At 43.9% G+C, this 21794-nt stretch carries 20 protein-coding genes; 8 read left to right on the top strand and 12 right to left on the bottom strand.

The window, feature by feature from the left end:
• Positions 1 to 2: 2 nt before the first annotated feature.
• Entirely contained in the window at positions 3 to 1139 is a 1137-nt protein-coding gene (locus tag HOP38_RS24345; protein ID WP_198559206.1) for a BamA/TamA family outer membrane protein, read from the top strand.
• A 71-nt stretch (positions 1140 to 1210) separates the two neighbouring features.
• Here the strand turns inward: HOP38_RS24345 and HOP38_RS24350 are convergent, their stop codons facing one another.
• The 3 genes from HOP38_RS24350 to ohrR form a co-directional block, all read right to left on the bottom strand.
• Entirely contained in the window at positions 1211 to 2128 is a 918-nt protein-coding gene (locus tag HOP38_RS24350) for a DMT family transporter (RefSeq protein ID WP_198559207.1), read from the bottom strand.
• Positions 2129 to 2357: 229 nt separating this feature from the next.
• On the bottom strand, positions 2358 to 3272 hold the full coding sequence (locus HOP38_RS24355) for a LysR family transcriptional regulator (protein WP_006070360.1): 915 nt from the start codon (positions 3270 to 3272) through the stop codon (positions 2358 to 2360).
• A 6-nt stretch (positions 3273 to 3278) separates the two neighbouring features.
• Positions 3279 to 3734: a transcriptional regulator OhrR gene (gene ohrR, locus HOP38_RS24360; protein WP_031493923.1), complete on the bottom strand. Its 456-nt coding sequence runs from the start codon at positions 3732 to 3734 to the stop codon at positions 3279 to 3281.
• 105 nt (positions 3735 to 3839) lie between these two features.
• On the opposite strand from ohrR, the gene ohr reads away from it, so the two are divergent.
• The 3 genes from ohr (at position 3840) to recQ (ending at position 7797) form a co-directional block, all read left to right on the top strand.
• A complete protein-coding gene (ohr, locus tag HOP38_RS24365; protein WP_198559208.1) occupies positions 3840 to 4262 on the top strand; it encodes an organic hydroperoxide reductase Ohr in 423 nt (140 codons plus the stop codon).
• Positions 4263 to 4532: 270 nt separating this feature from the next.
• Positions 4533 to 5333 carry a glucosamine-6-phosphate deaminase gene (gene nagB / locus HOP38_RS24370; RefSeq protein ID WP_031493925.1) on the top strand — a complete coding sequence of 267 codons (801 nt, stop codon included), beginning with the start codon at positions 4533 to 4535 and terminating at the stop codon, positions 5331 to 5333.
• A 331-nt stretch (positions 5334 to 5664) separates the two neighbouring features.
• Positions 5665 to 7797 carry a DNA helicase RecQ gene (gene recQ, locus HOP38_RS24375; protein WP_198559209.1) on the top strand — a complete coding sequence of 711 codons (2133 nt, stop codon included), beginning with the start codon at positions 5665 to 5667 and terminating at the stop codon, positions 7795 to 7797.
• A 323-nt stretch (positions 7798 to 8120) separates the two neighbouring features.
• Here the strand turns inward: recQ and HOP38_RS24380 are convergent, their stop codons facing one another.
• Positions 8121 to 10307 (bottom strand): malate synthase G, encoded by a 2187-nt coding sequence (locus tag HOP38_RS24380; RefSeq protein WP_198559210.1) that lies wholly within the window; start codon positions 10305 to 10307, stop codon positions 8121 to 8123.
• Positions 10308 to 10420: 113 nt separating this feature from the next.
• Entirely contained in the window at positions 10421 to 11374 is a 954-nt protein-coding gene (locus HOP38_RS24385) for a LysR family transcriptional regulator (protein WP_038222008.1), read from the bottom strand.
• Positions 11375 to 11547: 173 nt separating this feature from the next.
• Between HOP38_RS24385 and HOP38_RS24390 the strand changes: the two genes are divergently transcribed.
• The gene (locus tag HOP38_RS24390; RefSeq protein WP_198559211.1) at positions 11548 to 13146 is read left to right on the top strand and encodes an isocitrate lyase; all 1599 of its coding nucleotides are present in this window, start codon (positions 11548 to 11550) and stop codon (positions 13144 to 13146) included.
• A gap of 139 nt (positions 13147 to 13285) precedes the next feature.
• Positions 13286 to 13852, top strand: a complete 567-nt coding sequence (locus HOP38_RS24395) for a hypothetical protein (protein WP_198559212.1) — start codon at positions 13286 to 13288, stop codon at positions 13850 to 13852.
• 81 nt (positions 13853 to 13933) lie between these two features.
• Here the strand turns inward: HOP38_RS24395 and HOP38_RS24400 are convergent, their stop codons facing one another.
• Both HOP38_RS24400 and HOP38_RS24405 read right to left on the bottom strand, forming a co-directional pair.
• The gene (locus tag HOP38_RS24400; protein WP_006070351.1) at positions 13934 to 14224 is read right to left on the bottom strand and encodes a hypothetical protein; all 291 of its coding nucleotides are present in this window, start codon (positions 14222 to 14224) and stop codon (positions 13934 to 13936) included.
• Between the two features lie 234 nt (positions 14225 to 14458).
• On the bottom strand, positions 14459 to 14902 hold the full coding sequence (locus HOP38_RS24405) for a DUF2753 family protein (protein WP_124941471.1): 444 nt from the start codon (positions 14900 to 14902) through the stop codon (positions 14459 to 14461).
• A gap of 179 nt (positions 14903 to 15081) precedes the next feature.
• Here HOP38_RS24405 and HOP38_RS24410 point away from each other — a divergent pair, with 179 nt between their 5' ends.
• Positions 15082 to 15339 carry a type B 50S ribosomal protein L31 gene (locus HOP38_RS24410; RefSeq protein ID WP_006070349.1) on the top strand — a complete coding sequence of 86 codons (258 nt, stop codon included), beginning with the start codon at positions 15082 to 15084 and terminating at the stop codon, positions 15337 to 15339.
• 9 nt (positions 15340 to 15348) lie between these two features.
• The gene (ykgO, locus tag HOP38_RS24415) at positions 15349 to 15492 is read left to right on the top strand and encodes a type B 50S ribosomal protein L36 (protein WP_006070348.1); all 144 of its coding nucleotides are present in this window, start codon (positions 15349 to 15351) and stop codon (positions 15490 to 15492) included.
• A 111-nt stretch (positions 15493 to 15603) separates the two neighbouring features.
• Here ykgO and HOP38_RS24420 read toward each other — a convergent pair whose 3' ends face one another.
• The 5 genes from HOP38_RS24420 to HOP38_RS24440 form a co-directional block, all read right to left on the bottom strand.
• Positions 15604 to 16863 carry a metal-dependent hydrolase family protein gene (locus HOP38_RS24420; protein WP_006070347.1) on the bottom strand — a complete coding sequence of 420 codons (1260 nt, stop codon included), beginning with the start codon at positions 16861 to 16863 and terminating at the stop codon, positions 15604 to 15606.
• A gap of 223 nt (positions 16864 to 17086) precedes the next feature.
• Positions 17087 to 18919 (bottom strand): glutamine--fructose-6-phosphate transaminase (isomerizing), encoded by a 1833-nt coding sequence (glmS, locus tag HOP38_RS24425; RefSeq protein WP_031493813.1) that lies wholly within the window; start codon positions 18917 to 18919, stop codon positions 17087 to 17089.
• Positions 18920 to 18992: 73 nt separating this feature from the next.
• Positions 18993 to 19760 (bottom strand): DeoR/GlpR family DNA-binding transcription regulator, encoded by a 768-nt coding sequence (locus tag HOP38_RS24430; protein WP_006070345.1) that lies wholly within the window; start codon positions 19758 to 19760, stop codon positions 18993 to 18995.
• 264 nt (positions 19761 to 20024) lie between these two features.
• Positions 20025 to 20558 carry an MltR family transcriptional regulator gene (locus HOP38_RS24435; RefSeq protein WP_088879014.1) on the bottom strand — a complete coding sequence of 178 codons (534 nt, stop codon included), beginning with the start codon at positions 20556 to 20558 and terminating at the stop codon, positions 20025 to 20027.
• Between the two features lie 50 nt (positions 20559 to 20608).
• A complete protein-coding gene (locus HOP38_RS24440; RefSeq protein ID WP_198559213.1) occupies positions 20609 to 21757 on the bottom strand; it encodes a mannitol-1-phosphate 5-dehydrogenase in 1149 nt (382 codons plus the stop codon).
• Between the last annotated feature and the right edge of the window lie 37 nt (positions 21758 to 21794).

The following is a 21794-nucleotide window of genomic DNA, read 5'->3' on the forward strand; positions in this document are numbered from 1 at the left end:
GCATGCAAATACCTAATAGAACCTACCTATTCGCTTTACTGTCACTACCACTTGTTTTCATTTCAAAAAACACCAGTGCGGGAATGATGGACAGTTTTATCGACCCTACGGACGGCAGACTGGATGGCAGCCAATTTATCTTGGATAACGCCGCTGGCTTTTTGCCAGTTCCCCTTACAGTCACTGACCCAGCAGTTGGCGTCGGTGGTGGTGCAGCGTTGCTTTTCTTCCACGAATCAGACGAACGTAAAGCGAAACGCTTGGCCGGTGAAAAAGTTGAAGATATTCCAGCCAGTGCTTCCGGGTTGATGGCGCTTGGAACAAGCAACGGCTCCCATCTTTATGGTGGTTTTCATTCTGGCAACTGGCGTAACGACAAAATCCGTTATCTTGGCGGTTTGTTTGGCGCACAGTTCAACTTGAAAATGTACGAACAAGATACCCCTCTCGATCTAAGTTTAAAAGGATTGTATTTCTTTCAGGAGATTGATTTTCGATTAGGAGAGTCAAACTTCTTCCTTGGTGGCGCTTACAGCTATATGTCTTCGACATCGACCTTCGACCAATTGAATGAGCTAGCATTAAACTCTAGAGATGGACGAGTGGGCATTCGAGCGATGTACGATAGTCGCAACAACCAGTTTTCCCCAAGAGAAGGGACTAAAGCGGGTATCAAACTGGATTACCATAGAAAAGCCTTCGGGGGTCAATTTGACTACCAAAAATACAATGCTTATTTCCTCAACTACTCGAGACTTTCATCACAATGGGGGCTAGGCCTGCGCGCAGATGTAAAATCTATTTCGGACAACGTTGACCCACGAGCAGAAGTGTACGCCAAACCATTTATTGAAATGAGAGGCATAGCAGCCATGCGTTATCGTGGCGACAATACGGCCTTGGGTGAAATCGAACTGAGCTATGACATTGATAATCGCTGGACGATTCTTGGATTTGCTGGTGCAGGTACTGCATTCAATCATGATGAAAGCATCTCTAGAAGCAAAGTATATTATACTCAAGGTGCCGGTTTTCGATACTTGCTTGCCCGTCAGCTTGGTTTGCGTATGGGTATCGACGTCGCAAAAGGACCTGAAGAGTGGACAACCTATATTCAGTTCGGTAGCGCATGGAAATAAACCTTTCCTCCGCTATGTCTAATGTGGCTAGATGTGGCTAGTTGGGTAACCAATCTAGCCACAGTGATATCTTAGTTTGCCTGTTTCATACTGTATACCGAGTACAGTACTAAGCATAACCCAACGGCGTGATAGACAGTAAATGCCTCACCTAGAACAAACACCGCCGTTAATGCCGTAATGCCGGGACCTATATTTGAGGTGACACTCAATTCGGTCGCGGTTAGTCGTGCCATTCCAGCTGCGATGAGGTAAGAGGGAAGCACTGTGCAGAAGATTCCTAATATAATACCCAGCAAAATTAGAGGAAACGACCAGTCACTCGGACTAATCCCTGATAAGGACAAATGCACTAGGATCGCTAATCCGGCGCTACCCATACCAATACTGGTAAACAGCTCGCTTCCTATCTTACTTATGATGTTTTTACTTAACATTAAGTAAGCGGCAAACACGATGGCCGATGCTATAGCCAAGCCACTCCCCTTCCATACTTCTCCGCCAAAAGACTGTAAGTCGTGAGCGATAATAAAACCAATACCTAAATACCCTATACCAACGGCTTTAAGCACAAGCTTGGACGGCGCTTGTCCCAAAAATACCCAAGAAAATAGCACCACGAAGCTGGGGAATAGGAATATAAGTAACCGTTCGAGTTGAGCACTGATGTACTCCAATGCGGCTATATCTAGATAACTGGCAACGTAGTAACCTAAAACGCCTACTAATGCAGCTTGCCAGCCATGACGTCTAACGTGCTGGCGCTTTTCCGCTGAGCGACAAAGAATACAAAGCACCAATAAATAAAAAGGCAGCGAGCTAAATGCGCGCAACGACATGATGGTTGTAGCATCGCCACCATATTGAAAAGCGATTTTAATCAATATCGGCTTGAGTGAGAAAAGCGCCGCTCCAGATAAAGCGAACATTAACCCTTTAACATATTGGGGCTTCGATGACGTTTGGGATGATTCTATCGCGTTGCTCATTCTTACTCCCTTTCAATAAAGGCTACGAGAATAAGCGGTGTGGACTGGCTACGCTTTACTCGTAGCCAGGCACAGAAAAACCTACCGAGCTACTGGTATATCGAGTAGAAGCCAGAGGTAGTTAGACTGTGCAAACATATGAATTTCCTTAGTGATGAAATAACAGACTATTTCACCACCTATCAATATGCAACTGCCAATACGGTTTTCATAAACAAGCAGCTAAGGGTTAAGCGAGATTTCGAAGATAATTACATAGCCATGCGATGGCATGATCATTAATGCTAGCTCGGTTCCACACCAAACTGTATGCCACCTTACCGTATTCAAAAGGCAAGGGTTTTGCTACCAATCCTTTTGCTTGAAGCGCAATATCGGCCCATTTTTTAGAGCAAGTAAACAGCAAATTGGATTGATGACACAGTACAGCTGCCGCACCAAAGTCTGAAACATTCACTTTTACATCTCTAGCGCGATATTTCTGGCGTAGAGTCTGCTCAAAATAAGGGCGATTAAGTTCGGCATCTGAAATACCGATATGCTGACTATTTAGGTAATCATCAATTGTCAGTTCACGTCCTGCTAACGGGTTGTCAGAAGACATTAGGCAAACCAATTCATCTTCCAGAATCACTTCCCAAATCAACTCTTTGGTATTGGTTGGGGCTTGGCTCACATCGTGAGGGAGAATAATGAAATCTACTTGGCCACTGTGCAAAGCGTCGAAGCCAAATCGAGCCTTTGTCATGATTTGGAGTTTGGCCTTTGGCGTGCACTCTATGGTCAGCCGCGCCAAGGAATGCGCGAACAACTCAAAAGTGCTTTCTCTCATCGATAGGCTGAATCGGCCTTCAAATGAGTTTGGTTCAAATCGTGTTTGGTTCAATAAACCGTTCATACTTGCCAGCATAGAGTGAATCAATGGCGCGATTTTTACGGCATAAGGGGTTGGCGTGAGTTGAGAACCATCACGGTAGAACAATTCATCGTCTAATATTTCACGTAACTGAGTGATGGTTTTGCTCACACTGGATGGCGTAACCGACAGTACTTCTGCTGATTTGGTGACACTGCTTGTGTCAAGCATGACATGAAGCGCCAGAAGGTGCTTAAAGCCTACTTTTGATAATCCTTCGATATCCATCAAGTACTAATCCATTAGGTTATTGGTTAATTGCTCACAGATTCGTTTCAATGTCAGCGCGTCTTCCAGGTCCAATTGAGCCTTACATGCAATGGAGTTTGGGACTGACATGGCTTTGTCACGCAGAGCAAAGCCCTGTTCTGTGACAGTAATCATTCTCGCACGCTCGTCGGTTTCACTGCGTTTTCTCTCCACAAGCCCTTTCTGTTCAAGTCTTTTGAGTAAAGGAGTGAGCGTTCCAGAATCCAACTTCAAGTCTGCACCAATGTCTTTAACGTTCATCGGGGCTTTCTTCCACAATACAAGCATGGTCATGTATTGCAGATATGTCAGGTCAATCTGTTCCAAAATTGGTCGATAAGCACGCGTCAGCGCATTGCTAGCGCTGTAAAGTGCAAAGCAAACTTGCTTATCGATATCTAATGACTCTAGCTGGTCGAACTTCATATCTTTCCAAACCATTTATTTATATTGCGCACAATATACTTGCAATCACTCTTATTTGGCAATATGATTTGTGCACAATCTAATTATGCACAATCATTATTAATACATAAGGAATGAATCATGTCTGCACTTTATACAACTTCTGCTACTGCTCTTGCTGGACGTAACGGTCAAGTGACTACAGATGACGGTCTATTAGATCTTGCATTGTCATATCCTAAAGCACTCGGCGGCACGGGAACGGCGACTAACCCAGAACAGCTTTTTGCTGCTGGTTATTCAGCGTGTTTTTCGAACGCAATCCTTCATGTTGCTCAGCAGCAGAAGCTTGGCCTAAAAGCAGCGCCAACAAAGGCAACGGTTGCATTAAAAGCAAACGAACAAGGCGGATTTGTTTTAGATGTTGCGCTTGATGTGACATTAGATATGGAAGACGCTGCAGCTATTGAACTGGTTCGTGTTGCACACCAAGTATGCCCATATTCAAACGCTCTACGAGGCAATGTCGATATTGCTGTTACTGCAAACGGTCAAGCTATCTAAAAAATTCTAGAGGGTGCATCGCGCCCTCTTCGCTTTTCCCCTCAAAAATGACCTAGCTTACGTGTTGTAACCACTTTATTTACCTATCGAAATTTTTAACTTTCATCCCTTTCACTTTGTCGATTTTGTCGACATAAAGCTAATGAAAAGCGATCCCGATCAAGAAAAATCGCAAAATTCACAGAAAAGTAATAGCCGACTCGAAAAACTTATTTTATAATGCGAATTAATGTTTCAGAACAAACTAAATTCTATTATTAGGGGATCAACATGAGACTTATTCCATTACAAAACGCAGAACAAGTAGGTAAGTGGGCAGCACGCCATATCGCAGAGCGTATCAATGCATTCCAACCAACTGCTGAAAAACCATTTGTTCTAGGTTTGCCAACTGGTGGAACACCTCTTTCTACATACAAAGAGCTGATCGCACTATACAACGCTGGTGAAGTAAGCTTCAAAAACGTTGTTACTTTCAACATGGATGAGTACGTTGGTATCGACCCTGAGCACCCAGAATCTTACCGTTCGTTCATGTACAACAACTTCTTCAATCATGTAGACATCCAAGAAGAGAACATCAACCTTCTTGACGGTCTTGCTGATGACATCGATGCTCACTGTGCTGCGTACGAAGAAAAGATTCGTTCATACGGCAAGATCAACCTATTCATGGGTGGTGTGGGTATTGATGGTCATATCGCATTCAATGAGCCAGGTTCTTCTCTAGCATCTCGTACTCGTATCAAAACTCTGACAGAAGATACTCGTATCGCTAACTCTCGTTTCTTCGATAACGATATCAATCAAGTACCTAAGTACGCACTAACTATCGGTGTGGCGACTCTTCTAGATGCTGAAGAAGTAATGATCCTAACTCTAGGTCACAACAAAGCACTTGCTCTACAAATGGCAGTTGAAGGTTCTGTAAATCACATGTGGACAGTGACAGCACTTCAAATGCACCGCAAAGCGATCATCGTTGCTGACGATGCAGCTCAGCAAGAGCTTAAAGTGAAGACTGTTCGCTACTTCAACGAACTTGAAGTTGAGAACATCAAAGGTCTATAAACCAACTTTTTGAACAAGGGTAATGGAACTTTTTTGTTACCCTTTGTTCTAAAAAGACGTCACTTGCAACAAAAAGTGACTAGCAATGGAGTGCTAACGTATTCCAAAGCTCCGTATAAGTCGGGCTTATATGCCAAGCTAAGCCCGACTATCTCTCCTTACCCTTCTTCCTTACGTAATCCGTTTTTTGATTTCTAAACTATCGACTACAACTTTTATTGCATCCTTTCATTGAGTTAACCCGAGTAACCTCAAGTGACAACAGACTGTGCTTGAAAACGATCGTCACGATTGAGAAACTGTCTCGACCTATCCGAATATAGCCAAACCAATGACTCCACAACAATTACTCAAATCCCTTTTTGGTTATGATGAGTTTCGTCATCAGCAAGAGTCCATCATCAACACTCTTATATCAGGAAACGATGTACTGACCTTAATGCCTACTGGGGGCGGTAAATCGATCTGTTATCAGATCCCGGCCATTTTGCGGCAAGGGGTTGGGATTGTTGTGTCACCACTCATTGCTTTGATGCAAGACCAAGTCGATGCCCTTCATCAGATAGGTGTGAAAGCCGCTTATTTAAACTCAACATTAACGACTTATGATCAACAGGTTGTCGAACAACAACTAATATCTGGCGATATCGATATTTTGTATGTAGCTCCAGAGCGACTGATGCTGGAGCGAACGCTTGGTCTACTAGAGCAGTGCCATTTATCGTTATTTGCCATTGATGAAGCACACTGCGTTAGCCAATGGGGACACGACTTTCGTCCTGAATACCAAAAGCTAGATGTCCTAAAGCAGCGCTTTCCTTCTGTTCCACGAATAGCACTTACCGCGACTGCGGATAGTCGAACACAGCAAGAAATTATCGAGCAGCTGGCCTTGGAGAACGCCGAGGTCTTTGTTCACAGTTTTGATAGACCAAACATTCAATATCACGTCTCAGACCTTAGCAATGCCAAACAAGAACTCTGGTCATTTATCCAAGCTCATCATCCAGAAGATGCAGGTATTATCTATTGCCTGTCTCGAAAAAAAGTGGAAGAAACAGCTCAATGGCTCAACGAGTTAGGTAAGGTTGCACTCCCTTATCATGCGGGTATGTCTGCGGATCAGCGGGCGTTGAATCAACAAAGGTTCTTACGAGAAGATGGCATCATCATCGTTGCCACGATTGCGTTTGGTATGGGGATTGATAAGCCTAATGTACGTTTTGTTGGACACTTAAGTCTGCCGAAGAGCATCGAAGCCTATTATCAAGAAACAGGACGTGCCGGACGTGATGGTCAGCCAGCCAATGCCTGGATGGCATTTGGAATGCAAGACATGGTATTACAACGCCAAATGGTGCAAAACTCCGACGCTTCGGAGCAATTCAAATTTACTTCCATTCAAAAACTCAATGCACTGCTAGGCTACTGCGACCTTGCCACTTGTCGTCGCCAAGCACTCTTGGCTTATTTTGGAGAATCACTGGAACAGCCATGCGGTAACTGTGATAACTGCCTTACACCACCCGAGACTTGGGATGGACTAGAAGCTACACAAAAAGCACTTTCTACCGTGTTTCGTACCGATCAACGCTTTGGTGCTAGCTATTTAATTAATATTCTACTTGGCAAGTCAGACCAAAGAATTGAACAGAACCAGCACCATAACGTCTCTACGTTCGGTATCGGCACCGAACTAAATGCGAAGCAGTGGCAAGGCGTGTTTCGTCAGTTGCTTGCCATGAACCTGCTGGAAGTACACGGCGATCATGGCAGTCTCCGCTTGACCGAACATTGTCGACCATACTTGAAAGGTGAAGCCCCCATCCAATTACGAAAGCTTCGTAGTTCTAGTTCAAAAGCTCGCTCTAGTACTAAAGGTCGCCGTACTGGACTTTCAACAGGAGACATCAAACAGTTTGATGTATTAAAACAGGTGCGCTCATCCTTAGCGACAGAGCAACAAGTTCCGGCCTATATCATTTGTAGCGACGCGACACTAGAAGCGCTATCGATTGAGAGACCTCAACAACTTGACGAGCTGCATCAAATCTCAGGTTTTGGCGAGACTAAAATCAGTAAATATGGTCAGCGCTTTATTGATGCTATCGAACCCAAAACAGAGCAAGAAATCATCTTAAATGAGACTGAGCTTGAGTCACTGACACGACTTCAACAAGGATTAACGCCTGACCAGATTGCGACTGAGCGGAATATAAAACTAGCAACGGTATTGGCTCATTTAGCCAAAGCGATAGAAATCAATGCCTGCCAACTCGAACAGGTCGTCGATATTAGTGAGGCAGAGTTTGATACCATCACAACAGCGGCAATTAGCTTAAATACATTACAAGATTTCAAACTCAAGCCGCTCTATGAGCACTTCGATCAGAACTACGACTATGCGGTTTTGAAGTGTGTAGTAGCAAAAATCTCATCAAACGCAAAAAATTCTGTGAAATAAAAATGAAAAATCAGTTTTCAAGTTTGCTATTCGCTTTACCACTTTAGTCTAATGTTCCAATAGGAGTGGTGAATATATGATCAAACTGTTTCTACATCACTATGTAGCCAACGATCCTTAAGATTTTTGTATTGGGAGACTCAGCCCTCCCGAGTTTACTATTACTATCTTTCACACCGAGACTATGTTCTCGGTGTTTTTTTATCTGTCATTTTTCCACCCGACGTTCAAAACCCTTTATCGCAAGATAAAAAAAACCGCGCGATAAAGCGCGGCACCTTGGGCTCGGTTTAATTGTGGGTGTATCTTTTATAGTTGATTGTTTAGTGTTGGGTTGCTTTTAGCTTCAAACGCATCGCATGAAGAACAGGTTCCGTGTAACCATTAGGTTGTGCACAGCCTTCAAATACAAGCTGGCATGCGGCTGAAAACGCAATGCTACGTTCAAAATCAGGCGCCATATTTTTGTAGTTAGGGTCACCTGCATTTTGCTCATCAACAACCGCCGCCATACGCTTCATGGTTTTCATAACCTGCGCCTCATCACAGATGCCGTGACGTAGCCAGTTGGCGATATGTTGACTAGAGATACGTAGTGTCGCTCTATCTTCCATCAGGCCAATATCATTGATATCAGGTACTTTAGAGCAACCAACACCTTGGTCAATCCAGCGTACAACATAACCTAAGATACCTTGCGTATTGTTATCTAACTCGCTTTGAATGTCTTTCGCCGTCAACTTTTGATTGCCTAGTAATGGAATCGTCAAGATATCATCTACATTCGCTCGAACCCGCTCGCGTAATTCTTTTTGGCGGCTAGGCACACTCACTTTATGGTAGTGCAGCGCATGGAGTGTTGCTGCTGTTGGTGACGGAACCCAAGCGGTATTAGCACCAGCTAGCGGGTGACCAATTTTAGCTTCCATCATCTTGGCCATATTATCAGGCTCAGGCCACATCCCTTTACCAATTTGCGCTTTACCTTGCAACCCACAGGCAAGACCAAGGTCGACGTTTTGATCTTCGTATGCACCAATCCAAGTCATACTCTTCAGCTGTGTTTTAGGAGCGAAGGGACCAGCTTCCATACTGGTATGAATTTCATCACCAGTTCGGTCTAAGAACCCAGTGTTAATAAACACCACACGATCTTTCGCAGCGCGGATACACTCTTTCAAGTTAACCGATGTACGGCGTTCTTCATCCATGATGCCAACTTTGATGGTGTATCTCTCTAAACCGAGGGCATCTTCAATACGACCAAACAGCTCATTGGTAAATGCTACCTCTTCAGGGCCGTGCATCTTAGGCTTAACGATATTAATACTGTTAGCGGTTGAGTTTTGATACTTGCTGTTACCTTTTAAGTCATGCATTGCAATTAACGATGTAATCATGCCATCCATAATACCTTCAGGCACTTCATTACCTTGCGCATCAATAATGGCCGGGTTCGTCATCAAATGACCCACATTTCGTATAAACAACATACTGCGGCCTTTGAGCGAAATTTCTCCGCCAGACACGCTAGTATAATGGCGGTCAGGATTAAGACTACGAACAATGGTTTTACCATTTTTCTCAAGCGATTCTTGTAGATCGCCTTTCATCAGCCCTAACCAGTTTCGATAGGCAAGCGCTTTGTCTTCACCATCCACTGCAGCTACTGAATCTTCACAATCCATAATCGTAGTAAGTGCCGCTTCTACCAGCACGTCCTTAATACCCGCAGCATCAACACTTCCAATAGGAGCTGTCGGATCGATTTGAATCTCAATATGCAGATTATTATGCTTCAACAAGATGCAAGATGGTGCGCTTGCATCCCCTTGGTATCCAATGAACTGATCACTGTCGATCAACGTAACTTCCTCACCGTTTTCCAACGTTGCGGTTAACGTATTGCCGATACTGACGTTGCTGATACTGTATTTAGTCACGTCTTTATGAGAAACACCATTTAGCGGTGCTGCTTCATCAAGAAACTCTCGGGCATAAGCCACCACTTTTGCTCCACGAACCGGATTAAAGCTTCCACCTTTCTCTGCACCATCATTTTCACTGATGACGTCTGTTCCATAAAGCGCGTCGTAAAGACTTCCCCAACGAGCATTAGCAGCATTCAAGGCAAAGCGAGCATTCATAATAGGAACAACCAACTGAGGACCTGCTTGCGTTGCAATCTCAGGTTCAACACTGGCAGTGGTGACTTGGAAGTCATTGCCTTCTGGTACTAGGTAACCAATCTCTTGTAGGAACTGTTTGTATTCTGCTGCATCTATTGCATGCCCTGTCCGCTCTTGGTGCCAAGCGTCAATCTGATGCTGTAGATCATCACGCTTAATTAACAGCGCGCGGTTTTTAGGCGCTAAGTCTTTAAGAATGGACTCAAAAGATTGCCAAAAGTCGTCAGCATTAATGCCAGTGCCTGGCATCACCTGTTCATTAACTAATTGGTAGAGGGTGCTATCAATGTTCAAGCTTCCCTGTTGAATACGATTGCTCATAAAATCTCTCTCGAATTAATCGATGACTATTCAATAAATTTACGTAACAGACGAAAATTTAGCTAATTTATGCCATTTATAGTGAACATTCACATAATAAATATCCAAATTCACTACTCTGTTACACCACTTTCTAACTCGTTTGCCACACTCTTAATCAAGCGTCTCATCCATTGGTGATCCGGATTACTTTGCAAAAGTGGGCTCCATGCCATCTTCACTTCAAAAGGCTCAATCGCAAATGGTGCTGGCTTTATCAGAAGCTTAGGATTATGACGCTGAAGCTGCGCCGCTTTGGTTGGAATGGTAAGGATCAAGTTTTTCTGCTGGGCAAATAGGATGGCCGACAAATAGTGTCGAGTGAACACCGTAATGTTGCGGGTCTTACCAATACGCATCAGCGCTTCGTCAATCCAACCAAGCTTTTGTGCCTCACTGGGATTAATCCCAACCCCAGTCCCCATCCCGGTTTTACTTACCCAAATATGCTGTGCTTTCAAATACGACAACAAGTCAAAATTATCTGCAATCGGGTTATCGCAACTGAATAAGCATGAGAACCCGTCATGCCATAAGCTCATTTGGTGGAAAGACTGAGGAATATCATCAAAGCGGTTGATGATGATATCCACCGTTCCTTGTTCTACATCTTGGTAGCTCACATCACTGGGGGTCATGATGTCTAAGCGGATTTTTGGCGCTATTTCACTTAGCCGTTTAAGCAAAGGTTGAATAATGGTGGATTCCGCATAGTCACTAGCCATTATGCGAAACACCCGCTCACTGTCATCGGCATGAAATTCAGTGGTCGGCTGTAGTGTCTTTTCTACGTTTGCCAAGATATTGCGAATCACTGGTTGCAGCTTTTGTGCACGCTCTGTCGGTATCATTCCCTCGCTCGTTCTAACCAACAACGGATCTTCAAACAGATCACGTAATCGGCGCAAACCATTACTCATGGCGGGTTGGGTAATGCCCAACTGATTTGCTGCTCTGGTGACATTTCTTTCCCGTAGCAACATGTCTAAATACACAAGCAAATTAAGGTCTATACGAGCAATATTCATATAAAAAATACCGAATATAATAACTATAAATTAACAAAATTATCACACATGCGGCTACGATTTGTCCATAACAACAAATTAAACGGGTCGTCCCATCTGAAACATGAAGCCCTCGGAGAAAGATGACTAAGCCATTTGGCCAATAATATCCAACGTGAAACTAAGGAATAGTTATGTCGCAAATCACTCAAGATATCGAAATGATAGAAGTTGCAAAACGCGCTGCCGGTGCTCCATGGGATGCTATTAATCCAGAATCTGCTGCTCGCATGCGTGCTCAAAACAAATTCAAAACGGGTCTAGATATCGCGCAATACACAGCAGATATTATGCGTGCTGATATGGCGGCCTACGATGAAGACAGCTCTAAGTACACTCAATCATTGGGTTGCTGGCATGGTTTCATCGGCCAACAAAAACTGATTTCTATTAAAAAGCACTTCGGTGGTAAAACCGACCGTCGCTACCTTTATCTTTCAGGTTGGATGGTTGCAGCACTTCGTTCAGAGTTTGGTCCACTGCCTGACCAATCAATGCACGAGAAAACGTCGGTTGCTGGTTTAGTAGAAGAGCTATACACATTCCTACGTCAAGCCGATGCTCGTGAGCTGGGTGGTTTATTCCGTGCTCTAGATGCTGCTCGTGAAGCGGGTGATGTGGATCTACAAGATTCTATTCAAGACCAAATCGATAATCACGTAACGCACGTTGTACCTATCATCGCGGATATCGATGCTGGCTTTGGTAACGCAGAAGCAACTTACCTAATGGCTAAACAGATGATCGAAGCTGGTGCTTGTTGTCTTCAAATCGAAAACCAAGTAGCGGATGAGAAACAATGTGGTCACCAAGACGGTAAAGTAACGGTACCTCACGCTGATTTCCATGCCAAACTTCGTGCACTACGTTACGCTTTCCTTGAGCTAGGTATCGATAACGGTGTTATCGTTGCACGTACTGACTCACAAGGTGCTGGCCTAACAAAAGAAATCGCAGTAGTTAAAGAGCCAGGCGACCAAGGCGACATCTACAACTCTTACCTAGACGTGGAAGAGATCGATGTAGCAGATATGAAGCAAGGCGACGTTTGTTTCAACCGTGAAGGTAAGCTGGTACGTCCTAAGCGTCTACCTTCAGGTCTATATCAATTCCGTCAAGGCACTGGTGAAGACCGTTGCGTATTTGACTGTATCGAGGCGATTAATGCTGGTGCCGACCTACTGTGGATTGAAACTGAGAAACCACATATTGGTCAAATCAAAGAGATGATGGACGGCGTACGTGAAGTTCACCCGAACGCTAAGCTAGTTTATAACAACTCACCATCATTCAACTGGACACTTAACTTCCGTCAGCAAGCTTATGATGCAATGGTTGAAGCAGGTGAAGATGTATCAGCATACGAGCGCGCTAACCTAATGAGCGCTGAGTACGACGAAACTGAACTGTCTAAGCGTGCTGATGAAAAGATTCGCACTTTCCAAGCGGATGCCTCTCGTGAAGCGGGGATCTTCCACCACCTAATCACGCTACCAACATACCACACTGCTGCATTGTCAACTGACAACCTAGCGAAAGAGTACTTCGGTGAGCAAGGCATGTTGGGCTACGTAGCCAATGTTCAACGTAAAGAAATCCGTCAAGGTATTGCCTGTGTGAAACACCAAAGCATGTCTGGTTCAGACATCGGTGACGACCACAAAGAATACTTTGCAGGTGAAAATGCGTTGAAAGCAGCCGGTGAACTGAATACTTCTCACCAGTTCGACTAATTAAGGTGGCGATTTGCTCTCTACACACTCATGAGAGTAAATAGATAACACACCTAGAGAGTGAGAATTGCGCCCCAAGACGCAGTCTCACTCTCCACTTCTGTTAGACTAAATTCATTCATGTTTGTTGAGAATGCCTATGACTACAGTTCCTTCCTATCTTCAAGATGCTAAAGAGTTGCTATCCCAAGATGGCTTTGCAACCAGTGATGTTTGGTACCACGGCACCTCATCGGCGCTACTAAGTTCAATCCAAGGACAAGGGATTAAGCGCTCCGGCGACAAAGCTCTTAACCAAGCCGCGAAAAAGACCATGGCAACGATAGGTAACAATTACACCGAATCTGTCGAGCCTGTTTTTCTGACTCAAAGTAAAGAATTGGCTTATTATTGGGCGCAGCAAACCGTTCGAGACCGCAGCGTTCGTTTTGAAGGTGAAGAAGAACCTATTGTCCTTGCGGTGAATTTATCAGAAAAACAACGTGCCAAAATAAAGCCCGATGTGGGGGCGATGAGCCTACTAATGATGAGCGTAGGTGAGCGGTTTATGGCTCACTTAGCGCAGATTTATCAAAGCAACAATATTGAAGGTCCCGATATTGACCTGCGAACCGCGGATAGAATGGATTACTTAAATAAGCTCGGCATGGCCTATATCGATCAAGACGTCAGCCTTGCTTGTGTTAGCGTTGTTTCTGAAACATAACGTCTGCTAGTTTTCCCCCAAGATTTCGAAACCGAGATATCAAATCTCGGTTTCTTTCATTTAACGAACATAGATTTCGCCTTACATTCGCTTGTGGCCTGATGTATTAAGCCCATCACCTTCATGAATCACATTGCCATTGATGGTTATCGAGTCTGGACAGGTCAACGTTTTGCCCCATTTAAGCTCTACGGGCTCTTCGGTACTGCCTTTATAAAGGCAGGTTTTTACTTTTGTGCTGACCACATTCCTAACCAATACTTCCGCTTCACCAACATACTCACCATGTCGCGGCGTTTGCTCGTTAGCAAATGAGAATGATGAAAGTGAAAGAAGGACCGAAGCCAATATGATTTGAGTAAGTTTGCTCATGGTAATTCCCCTTGACGTTAATCGTTAGCGAATAGCCGAATACTCCTTTACTCTGCTCATGTCGAATACTATAAGGTGTTTTTTTGACCAATAAAAAACACGTACCATCAGGCAAACTGATACATTTTCATAAGTCGTTGTTTCTTTGCATTGAGAACAACGAACTATCATCACATCTCATATGTAGTCAAAGATTAAAAGAGAATTGCATATAGGAGAGACAACTTAAACCGTTCAGTGAATTTTAAACTTCACGATCAACTCACAATCATTTGTCGTTTGCATGTTAGCTATATGATTTGCAACCTTTGGATTCGGATGACGTTTAAGAAATTCGACCAATGCAGACTTACAACACCCCAACGAAGAGATAAAACGATCACAACTAGTGCGCGGGCATTGGGGTAACAAGGTCATCACTTCTTCTGAAGCTAGTTGTAAGTACTTCAGTTCATACTCACTGTCTCCTTGTGCACGCCAAAAGTCAGCAAGGTTATGGCAGGACATCACTTTAACTGCCAGCAGATCTTCCAACTCTTCAAGGTCTGATGTATCAAATTTCATCTGCTGTGATTCAGACAGCGCGATTTGGTAATGGGCGACCGCTGCCATCAACTCCCCTTGTTTCTCCGCTTCGTCGGCTAACAGTGTATGTCTTTCCCATTTTTTCATATCCATCGGTCTAACCTTCAACTCTCCTTACCAAGAAATTAGATGATATTGATTATCATTTAAATATCAACCGTAACTTTGTTATGGATTAGTCATCACACAGACCACCATTGAAATTTCTGTTGCATTCTTCATTCGATAACGATTATCATTTGCAATGTTATAACATAACAATTAGAGGTATTATGAAACCGAATATTCATCCAAATTATCGTCAGGTTATTTTTCACGATACGAGCGTAGACAAGTACTTTATCGTTGGCTCAACGCTGGAAACAGACCGAACTATCGAGTGGAAGGATGGTAAAACCTATCCGTATATGACTATTGAAGTGTCATCGGAATCACATCCTTATTACACAGGAAAACAAAGAGTTATTCATAAAGAAGGACGAGTAGCTAATTTCAATCGCCGCTTCGGCCATGTCGCCACCAACAAGTAAGGAACACAAATGAAGGTACTTAGCTCACTCAAAAGTGCTAAACAGCGCCACCATGATTGCCAAGTCGTTAAGCGCCGCGGTCGTATTTATGTAATATGCAAATCCAACCCAAGATTTAAAGCGGTTCAAGGAAAAGTGAAGAAGAAAGCCTGACTGCAAGTTATCAATAATAAAAAGGGCAATGAATGATGACTTCACTGCCCTTTTTTGTTGCTCGTTCTTTTACATTGAAGAAAGTGCCGCTTAAGTGCCGCTTTCATGAGGCTAAAGAGTGTTTTTGTAAACGACACCATCCTTCATGATGATTTTTTGTCTATCGCAATTCATTACACAATCTACGCCATTGAGCGGGTTACCATCGATAATCAATAGATCCGCGTAAGCCCCTTCAACAATCTGACCCAGTTTCCCTTGCGGGTATGGGTGCTGGTACGTTGACATCTCAAACAAGCGCCCACAGTTTGAAGTTGCCATACGCAGCGCTGTTATCGTATCGAACGTTTGCTCGATAGCCGCCAACTCATTAAGTTGAGTCGCATGCACGTCTTTCTCGCCCACACAATCAGTACCGAATGCTAAGTTTTGAATATCATACTTCTTAATAAGCTCAGCGGAGTGGAACATCGCTTTGCCAACTCGCTCAGTTTTGCGATAAGTTTCTTCATTTGGCAGCGGTATTTTTCGCTCTGCAATTAAGGACGACGTGAAGTATGATGGGATAACCCAAATCCCCTTTTCTTTGATAGTTTGTGCGATATCGTCATCCATGATTGTCGCATGTTCAAAAGACATGACTCCCGCTTCAGCAGCTCGGCGCATCGCATCTGCGGTATGAATGTGCGCCGCTACGTAGGTTCCATAATCAGAGGCCGCCTCAACAGCCGCTTTCATTTCATCCAACGTGTACTGCAATGTATCTAGTGGATCGAATGTTGAGGAAGCACCACCACCGGCCATAATCTTGATTTGAGAGGCGCCCATAAACAACTGCTCGCGTACTGCTTTTAATACTTCAGCACGGCCATCCGCGACTTTCATCGCTCCCAGCTTCATCATCGGTGAATCTTCGTGGTCACCTTTGCGTTCTTGAGCTCGGTTTTGGCGGTAGTCAGAATGACCACTCGTTTGAGAAATAGCCGCCATAGACGGCAAAATGCGAGGTCCTAATGCGTAACCATTATCGATACTGGTTTTGAGTCCAAGCGTATTACCAGCCACGTCACGAATGGTGGTGAACCCACGCATTAGCATCTCTTCGGAAATCTTGGCCGAACGAATCGCCACTTCCTCACGTGTCATGGTATCAATAACATTAAACGGCGCAGAGAGAGTAATATGTACATGGGCATCAATCAGACCAGGCATAACTGTGCCACCCTTCGCATCAATAACTTCATCAGCAACTGAGAGATCAATATCACCAATCTCCACTATCAAATTGTCTTCAATGAGAATCGATACATTCTCTATCAGCTTGTCATCGACACCGTTAAATACATTTGTATTGATAATCACTTTTTTCATGATGGCTTCCTCTAGAACACAATTAAGTTGATGGAGGCATCATAGACAAAGCAAAGGTTAGTGAATTGCCATTTGGCGACATAACTGTTGATTCTTTAAACAGCCCACATAGAAACCCTAACTCTAAAGAGAAATACTCTGTCGTCTACATACGAAAAGAAAAGCGGCCAATATTCCTATTGGCCGCTTAAATTACTTCATATTTTGTTTTTACAAATTACAGTTACTCAACCGTTACCGCTTTCGCTAAGTTACGTGGCTGGTCCACATCGGTACCTTTGATTAATGCAACATGGTAAGACAGTAGCTGCATTGGTACAGTGTAGTAGATTGGAGCAATGATGTCATCAACGTTTGGCATTTGGATGATCTTCATGTTTTCATCACCTTCAAAGCCTGCTTTCTCATCAGCAAATACATACAGTAGACCGCCACGCGCACGTACTTCTTCAATGTTCGATTTCAGCTTCTCTAGGAGGTCGTTAGTTGGCGCAACAACGACAACTGGCATGTCTGCATCAATAAGTGCTAGAGGACCGTGTTTCAGTTCACCTGCTGCATAAGCTTCTGCGTGAATGTATGAGATCTCTTTGAGTTTCAGCGACGCTTCCATAGCAATTGGGTAGTACTCACCGCGGCCAAGGAATAGTGTGTGATGCTTATCTGCAAAGTCAGTTGCTAATGCCTCGATTTCTTTGTCGAATGCTAGCGCTTTTTCAATATTTGTAGGAAGTTCATGTAGAGATTTTACGATTTCAGCTTCACGTTCTTCGGTCATACGACCTTGCAGACGAGCGATAGACACTACCATCATTAACATTGCTGCTAGTTGAGTCGTAAAGGCTTTCGTCGATGCCACACCAATCTCAGTCCCTGCGCGAGTCATAAAGGCAAAGTCAGACTCACGAACCAACGATGAACCAGCAACGTTACAGATAGTCATTGCCGACATGTAGCCTTTTTCTTTCGCTAAACGAAGAGCAGCCAAAGTATCAGCCGTCTCACCAGACTGAGATAACGTCACTAGCAAGCTATTAGGGCGAACCACAAAATCACGGTAGCGGAACTCAGAAGCAATTTCCACATCACAGCTTACGCCTGCAATCGACTCAAACCAATAGCGAGCTGCCATACCTGAGTTATAAGACGTACCACAAGCGATGATTTGAACGTGATCGACCTTCTTAAGAATATCTACCGCGTTGACACCAATTGCTTCAGTGACTACCGCTTTGTCGGTAATACGACCTTCCATGGTGTTGATCAACGCACGAGGCTGCTCGAAGATCTCTTTTTGCATAAAGTGACGGTATTGACCTTTGTCGCCAGCATCATGTTCCGCATTAGACTCAGTGATTTCACGCTCAACTGGGTTGCCGTCTACATCGATAACAGTAACCTCTCGACGAGTAATTTCTGCCACATCGCCTTCTTCAAGATACATAAAACGGCGTGTCACACTCAATAGAGCCAATTGGTCTGAAGCCAAGAAATTCTCACCAACACCAAAACCAATAACGATTGGACTACCAGAGCGAGCTGCCACAATGCGGCTTGGGTCTTTACGGTCAACCACAACCGTACCGTAAGCACCGTCAAGTTGAGCCGCCGTTTTTTGCAGTGCTTCCACTAGGGTTGCAGAAGTACGCAGTTCCCATTCAACTAAGTGTGCGATAACTTCCGTATCGGTTTGAGATTGGAATACATAGCCACGCTCTTGAAGCGTTGCACGTAGCTCTTCATGGTTCTCAATGATGCCATTGTGAACCACAGCAATATCACCAGATACGTGTGGATGAGCGTTCGCCTCTGAAGGCTCGCCGTGTGTTGCCCAGCGAGTATGAGCAATACCTGTACCACCAGTCACATCCTGAGAGTCAACCGCATCCGCGAGCTCTTGAACTTTACCTAAACGACGAACGCGTTTCAGTTCTGAATCTGCATCAACAACGGCTACACCCGCTGAATCATATCCACGGTACTCCAGACGGCGTAAACCCTCTACCAAAATTTCCGCTACGTCTCGTTGTGCTACCGCACCTACGATTCCACACATATCAATTCTCCGTTTCTTATTTCTGTCTCCCTCTCTGAGTGCAAGCAAATCAATGATGGAGGGAGTAATTTTGTTAAGCGCAAATCACCTTTACGCCGTTCGATTCAATTTGAGCTTTCTGCTCGTTAGTTAAACCTTTGTCTGTAACGACGACATCAATGGCATCCCACGCTAATTCTAGATTAGGAATTTTTCGGCCTATTTTCTCGGATTCAATCATTACCACGACTTCGCGTGCGACTTCTGCCATAACATTACTAAGACCGATTAGTTCATTAAATGTGGTGGTGCCGCGCGCTAAATCGACACCATCGGCACCGATAAATAACTGGTCAAAGTCGTAAGAACGAAGTACCGACTCAGCAACCTGCCCTTGAAATGATTCTGAATGACTATCCCAAGTACCGCCTGTCATTAATAGCGTTGGTTCATTTTCCAAGTCATTGATGGCATTCGCGAGTGACAACGAGTTTGTCATTACCACTAGTCCTTTCTTACTGCCAAGCCTTGAGACCAAAGCGCCTGTTGTGCTACCACAATCGATAACAATTCGATAATGATCATTGATTAGACCAACTGCTGCCTCTGCGATGCTCTCTTTCGAGGCGGACGTCAAACTCGACTCATTCAGCACCTCATCTACGGCTTCTTGAGGTAGTGCTACAGCACCACCATAGCGTCTTAGTAACTGGCCGTTCTTTTCTAAAGAAGTAAGATCTTTACGAATCGTCACTTCAGAGGTGTCGAATAGAGCGGATAGCTCTTCTACGCTCACCTCTCCACGCTCTTTAACAAGTTGAGCAATGGAATGACGTCTGACTTGAGTATTTCGCTTTCGCATTTTAATTTCGATTCAAAACTTAACTGATAGCAAAATTATTTCACAACGTAAGTTATCACGCAAGAAATCCGCTGTATTAAATCTAAGACAGGGTTCATCTGATGAAAAAACACGCATAAAACTTTCGTTTCGAAACATAATATCACGAAGAATGGGTAGTATTTTGAAAAACAGCCGAGGGAAAATTGAGAATAAACTAAGAAGAAAAGAAGGAGAGATAGAAATATAACTTCGGCACAGGATAGTGCCGAAGTTCGTCACTATTTAAACCAGCGGGTTATCTCGACACAGTGTTTCAACCAACTCGGTAATCGCCAGAATAATGGTGGATTTAACGCGTTGATAGTGGCGTTCTAAAAACATTTCCAGCATCACCGCATCTAGGCCATCTGTCATGCTTTCATCGTATTCGATCGGCATCATTTTTTGGATAGCACTGATTTTGTTCAACTCAAACAACACGTCTCTTTCGGTAAAGCTCACATCATTTTCTTGATGCTTGGTCCATTCACGCAGTGTTACGAAGATATCGATATCATCGAATACTTCCTTAGAGATAACACCTAGACCTAAAAGTAGCTTAGCCCGAACGAGAATATCCCCCAGCGGACCATCGTTGGTCAGAAGAGGATCCACCACGTACTTCACTGCATAGTCGTCTTTATGAAAAATACTATTGATCAGCGTATCTAACGTATCATCAATCGCATCATAAGCCGCCATAAGGCACTCACTCGCGTCTTTCGCTTCAGACAGCGCCTCTAAAAGTTCAGTTTCATTAGGTGGGTGCAGTGGCATAACATCTCTTAATACAAAGGGTGCCACTTGCGTGGCACCAACAGCTTGAATCATTTGAGCGCTAGATACGCTTCGTGCGCTAGTGTAACAACTTCTGAATCAACATTCAGCTCTGAATAATGAGCGAGTGTTTTAGCAAAGCCTTGTTCAGCAAACATAGCTTGAAGCTCTACTGCTTGTGGATCATCGTCATTCTTATAAAGAAATGCTGCCGCAATACCTTTGATTAAGTGAGAGTTAGGTAAACCGTATTCAATCGTACCGTTTAGTGGTTTGATCAAACGATCTTGTGGGCTTAGCTTACGAATTGGTTGACGACCAACACGATCTACTTCATCACGTAGGTATGGGTTGGCAAAACGGTTAAGTATTTTTTGAATGTACGCCGCGTGCGCTTCTGCATCAAAGCCGTAACGACGAATTAATACTTCACCACTTTCCTGCATAGCTGCTTGAACATCTGCAAAGATCGCAGGGTCTTCAATAGAATCTTTAATTGTCTCATGGCCTGCAAGCACGCCCAAGTAAGCCGTAATTAGATGACCAGTATTCAATGTAAACAGTTTACGCTCTACGAACGCCATTAAGTTGTCCGTGCATTCCATGCCTTTAATAGCAGGGATGTCGCCAACAAACTGAGTTTCATCAACAATCCATTCGCTGAACGTTTCTACAGTTACTGCCAAAGGATCGGTTTCGCCTTCCTCAGCAGGAGGAACGATACGGTCTACCGCAGAATCTACAAAGCCAATGTGCTCTTGCGCAAACGCTTTGGCATCTGCTGATAGATGCTCAAACACCATCTCTTTGAGCTGGCTAGTGCCACGAACCATGTTCTCACATGCGATAATATTAAGAGGTGCAGTATTGCCACTTTCTAGACGTTTTTCGATACCTTGAGCAACAGATTTAGAGATAATTTTTAAAACCGTAGGGCCAACAGCGGTTGTTACCATATCAACAGTCGCGATGAGCTCAATGATGTCTGTGCTCGTAGAGTTTACGGCAGTCACATTGTTAACTTGCTCTACAATACAATCTTCGCCAACGATTTTTACTGGGTAGGATTGACGTTCGATTAGGGCATTAACCACTGTTTCGTTTACATCGGCAAATGTTACGTGAATACCCGCATCTGCCAATAGTTTACCAATAAACCCACGACCGATATTACCTGCGCCAAAATGTAGTGCTTTCATAAGACGTCTTCCTAAATAACTCATTAAAAAAAGAAAA

Origin of the sequence: Vibrio mediterranei (genome assembly GCF_013364395.1) — a bacterium.
Classification (GTDB): Bacteria; Pseudomonadota; Gammaproteobacteria; order Enterobacterales; family Vibrionaceae; genus Vibrio; species Vibrio mediterranei.

Bases quoted from the DNA above. Each gene is read 5' to 3' on its own strand.
- recQ (WP_198559209.1), top strand. From the start codon at position 5,665: ATGACTCCACAACAATTACTCAAATCCCTTTTTGGTTATGATGAGTTT.
- HOP38_RS24345 (WP_198559206.1), top strand. From the start codon at position 3: ATGCAAATACCTAATAGAACCTACCTATTCGCTTTACTGTCACTACCA.
- HOP38_RS24390 (WP_198559211.1), top strand. From the start codon at position 11,548: ATGTCGCAAATCACTCAAGATATCGAAATGATAGAAGTTGCAAAACGC.
- ykgO (WP_006070348.1), top strand. From the start codon at position 15,349: ATGAAGGTACTTAGCTCACTCAAAAGTGCTAAACAGCGCCACCATGAT.
- HOP38_RS24380 (WP_198559210.1), bottom strand. From the start codon at position 10,307: ATGAGCAATCGTATTCAACAGGGAAGCTTGAACATTGATAGCACCCTC.
- HOP38_RS24420 (WP_006070347.1), bottom strand. From the start codon at position 16,863: ATGAAAAAAGTGATTATCAATACAAATGTATTTAACGGTGTCGATGAC.
- HOP38_RS24355 (WP_006070360.1), bottom strand. From the start codon at position 3,272: ATGGATATCGAAGGATTATCAAAAGTAGGCTTTAAGCACCTTCTGGCG.
- glmS (WP_031493813.1), bottom strand. From the start codon at position 18,919: ATGTGTGGAATCGTAGGTGCGGTAGCACAACGAGACGTAGCGGAAATT.
- HOP38_RS24350 (WP_198559207.1), bottom strand. From the start codon at position 2,128: ATGAGCAACGCGATAGAATCATCCCAAACGTCATCGAAGCCCCAATAT.
- HOP38_RS24440 (WP_198559213.1), bottom strand. From the start codon at position 21,757: ATGAAAGCACTACATTTTGGCGCAGGTAATATCGGTCGTGGGTTTATT.
- HOP38_RS24410 (WP_006070349.1), top strand. From the start codon at position 15,082: ATGAAACCGAATATTCATCCAAATTATCGTCAGGTTATTTTTCACGAT.
- HOP38_RS24435 (WP_088879014.1), bottom strand. From the start codon at position 20,558: ATGCCACTGCACCCACCTAATGAAACTGAACTTTTAGAGGCGCTGTCT.
- ohr (WP_198559208.1), top strand. From the start codon at position 3,840: ATGTCTGCACTTTATACAACTTCTGCTACTGCTCTTGCTGGACGTAAC.
- HOP38_RS24385 (WP_038222008.1), bottom strand. From the start codon at position 11,374: ATGAATATTGCTCGTATAGACCTTAATTTGCTTGTGTATTTAGACATG.
- HOP38_RS24405 (WP_124941471.1), bottom strand. From the start codon at position 14,902: ATGGATATGAAAAAATGGGAAAGACATACACTGTTAGCCGACGAAGCG.
- ohrR (WP_031493923.1), bottom strand. From the start codon at position 3,734: ATGGTTTGGAAAGATATGAAGTTCGACCAGCTAGAGTCATTAGATATC.
- HOP38_RS24400 (WP_006070351.1), bottom strand. From the start codon at position 14,224: ATGAGCAAACTTACTCAAATCATATTGGCTTCGGTCCTTCTTTCACTT.
- HOP38_RS24430 (WP_006070345.1), bottom strand. From the start codon at position 19,760: ATGCGAAAGCGAAATACTCAAGTCAGACGTCATTCCATTGCTCAACTT.
- nagB (WP_031493925.1), top strand. From the start codon at position 4,533: ATGAGACTTATTCCATTACAAAACGCAGAACAAGTAGGTAAGTGGGCA.
- HOP38_RS24395 (WP_198559212.1), top strand. From the start codon at position 13,286: ATGACTACAGTTCCTTCCTATCTTCAAGATGCTAAAGAGTTGCTATCC.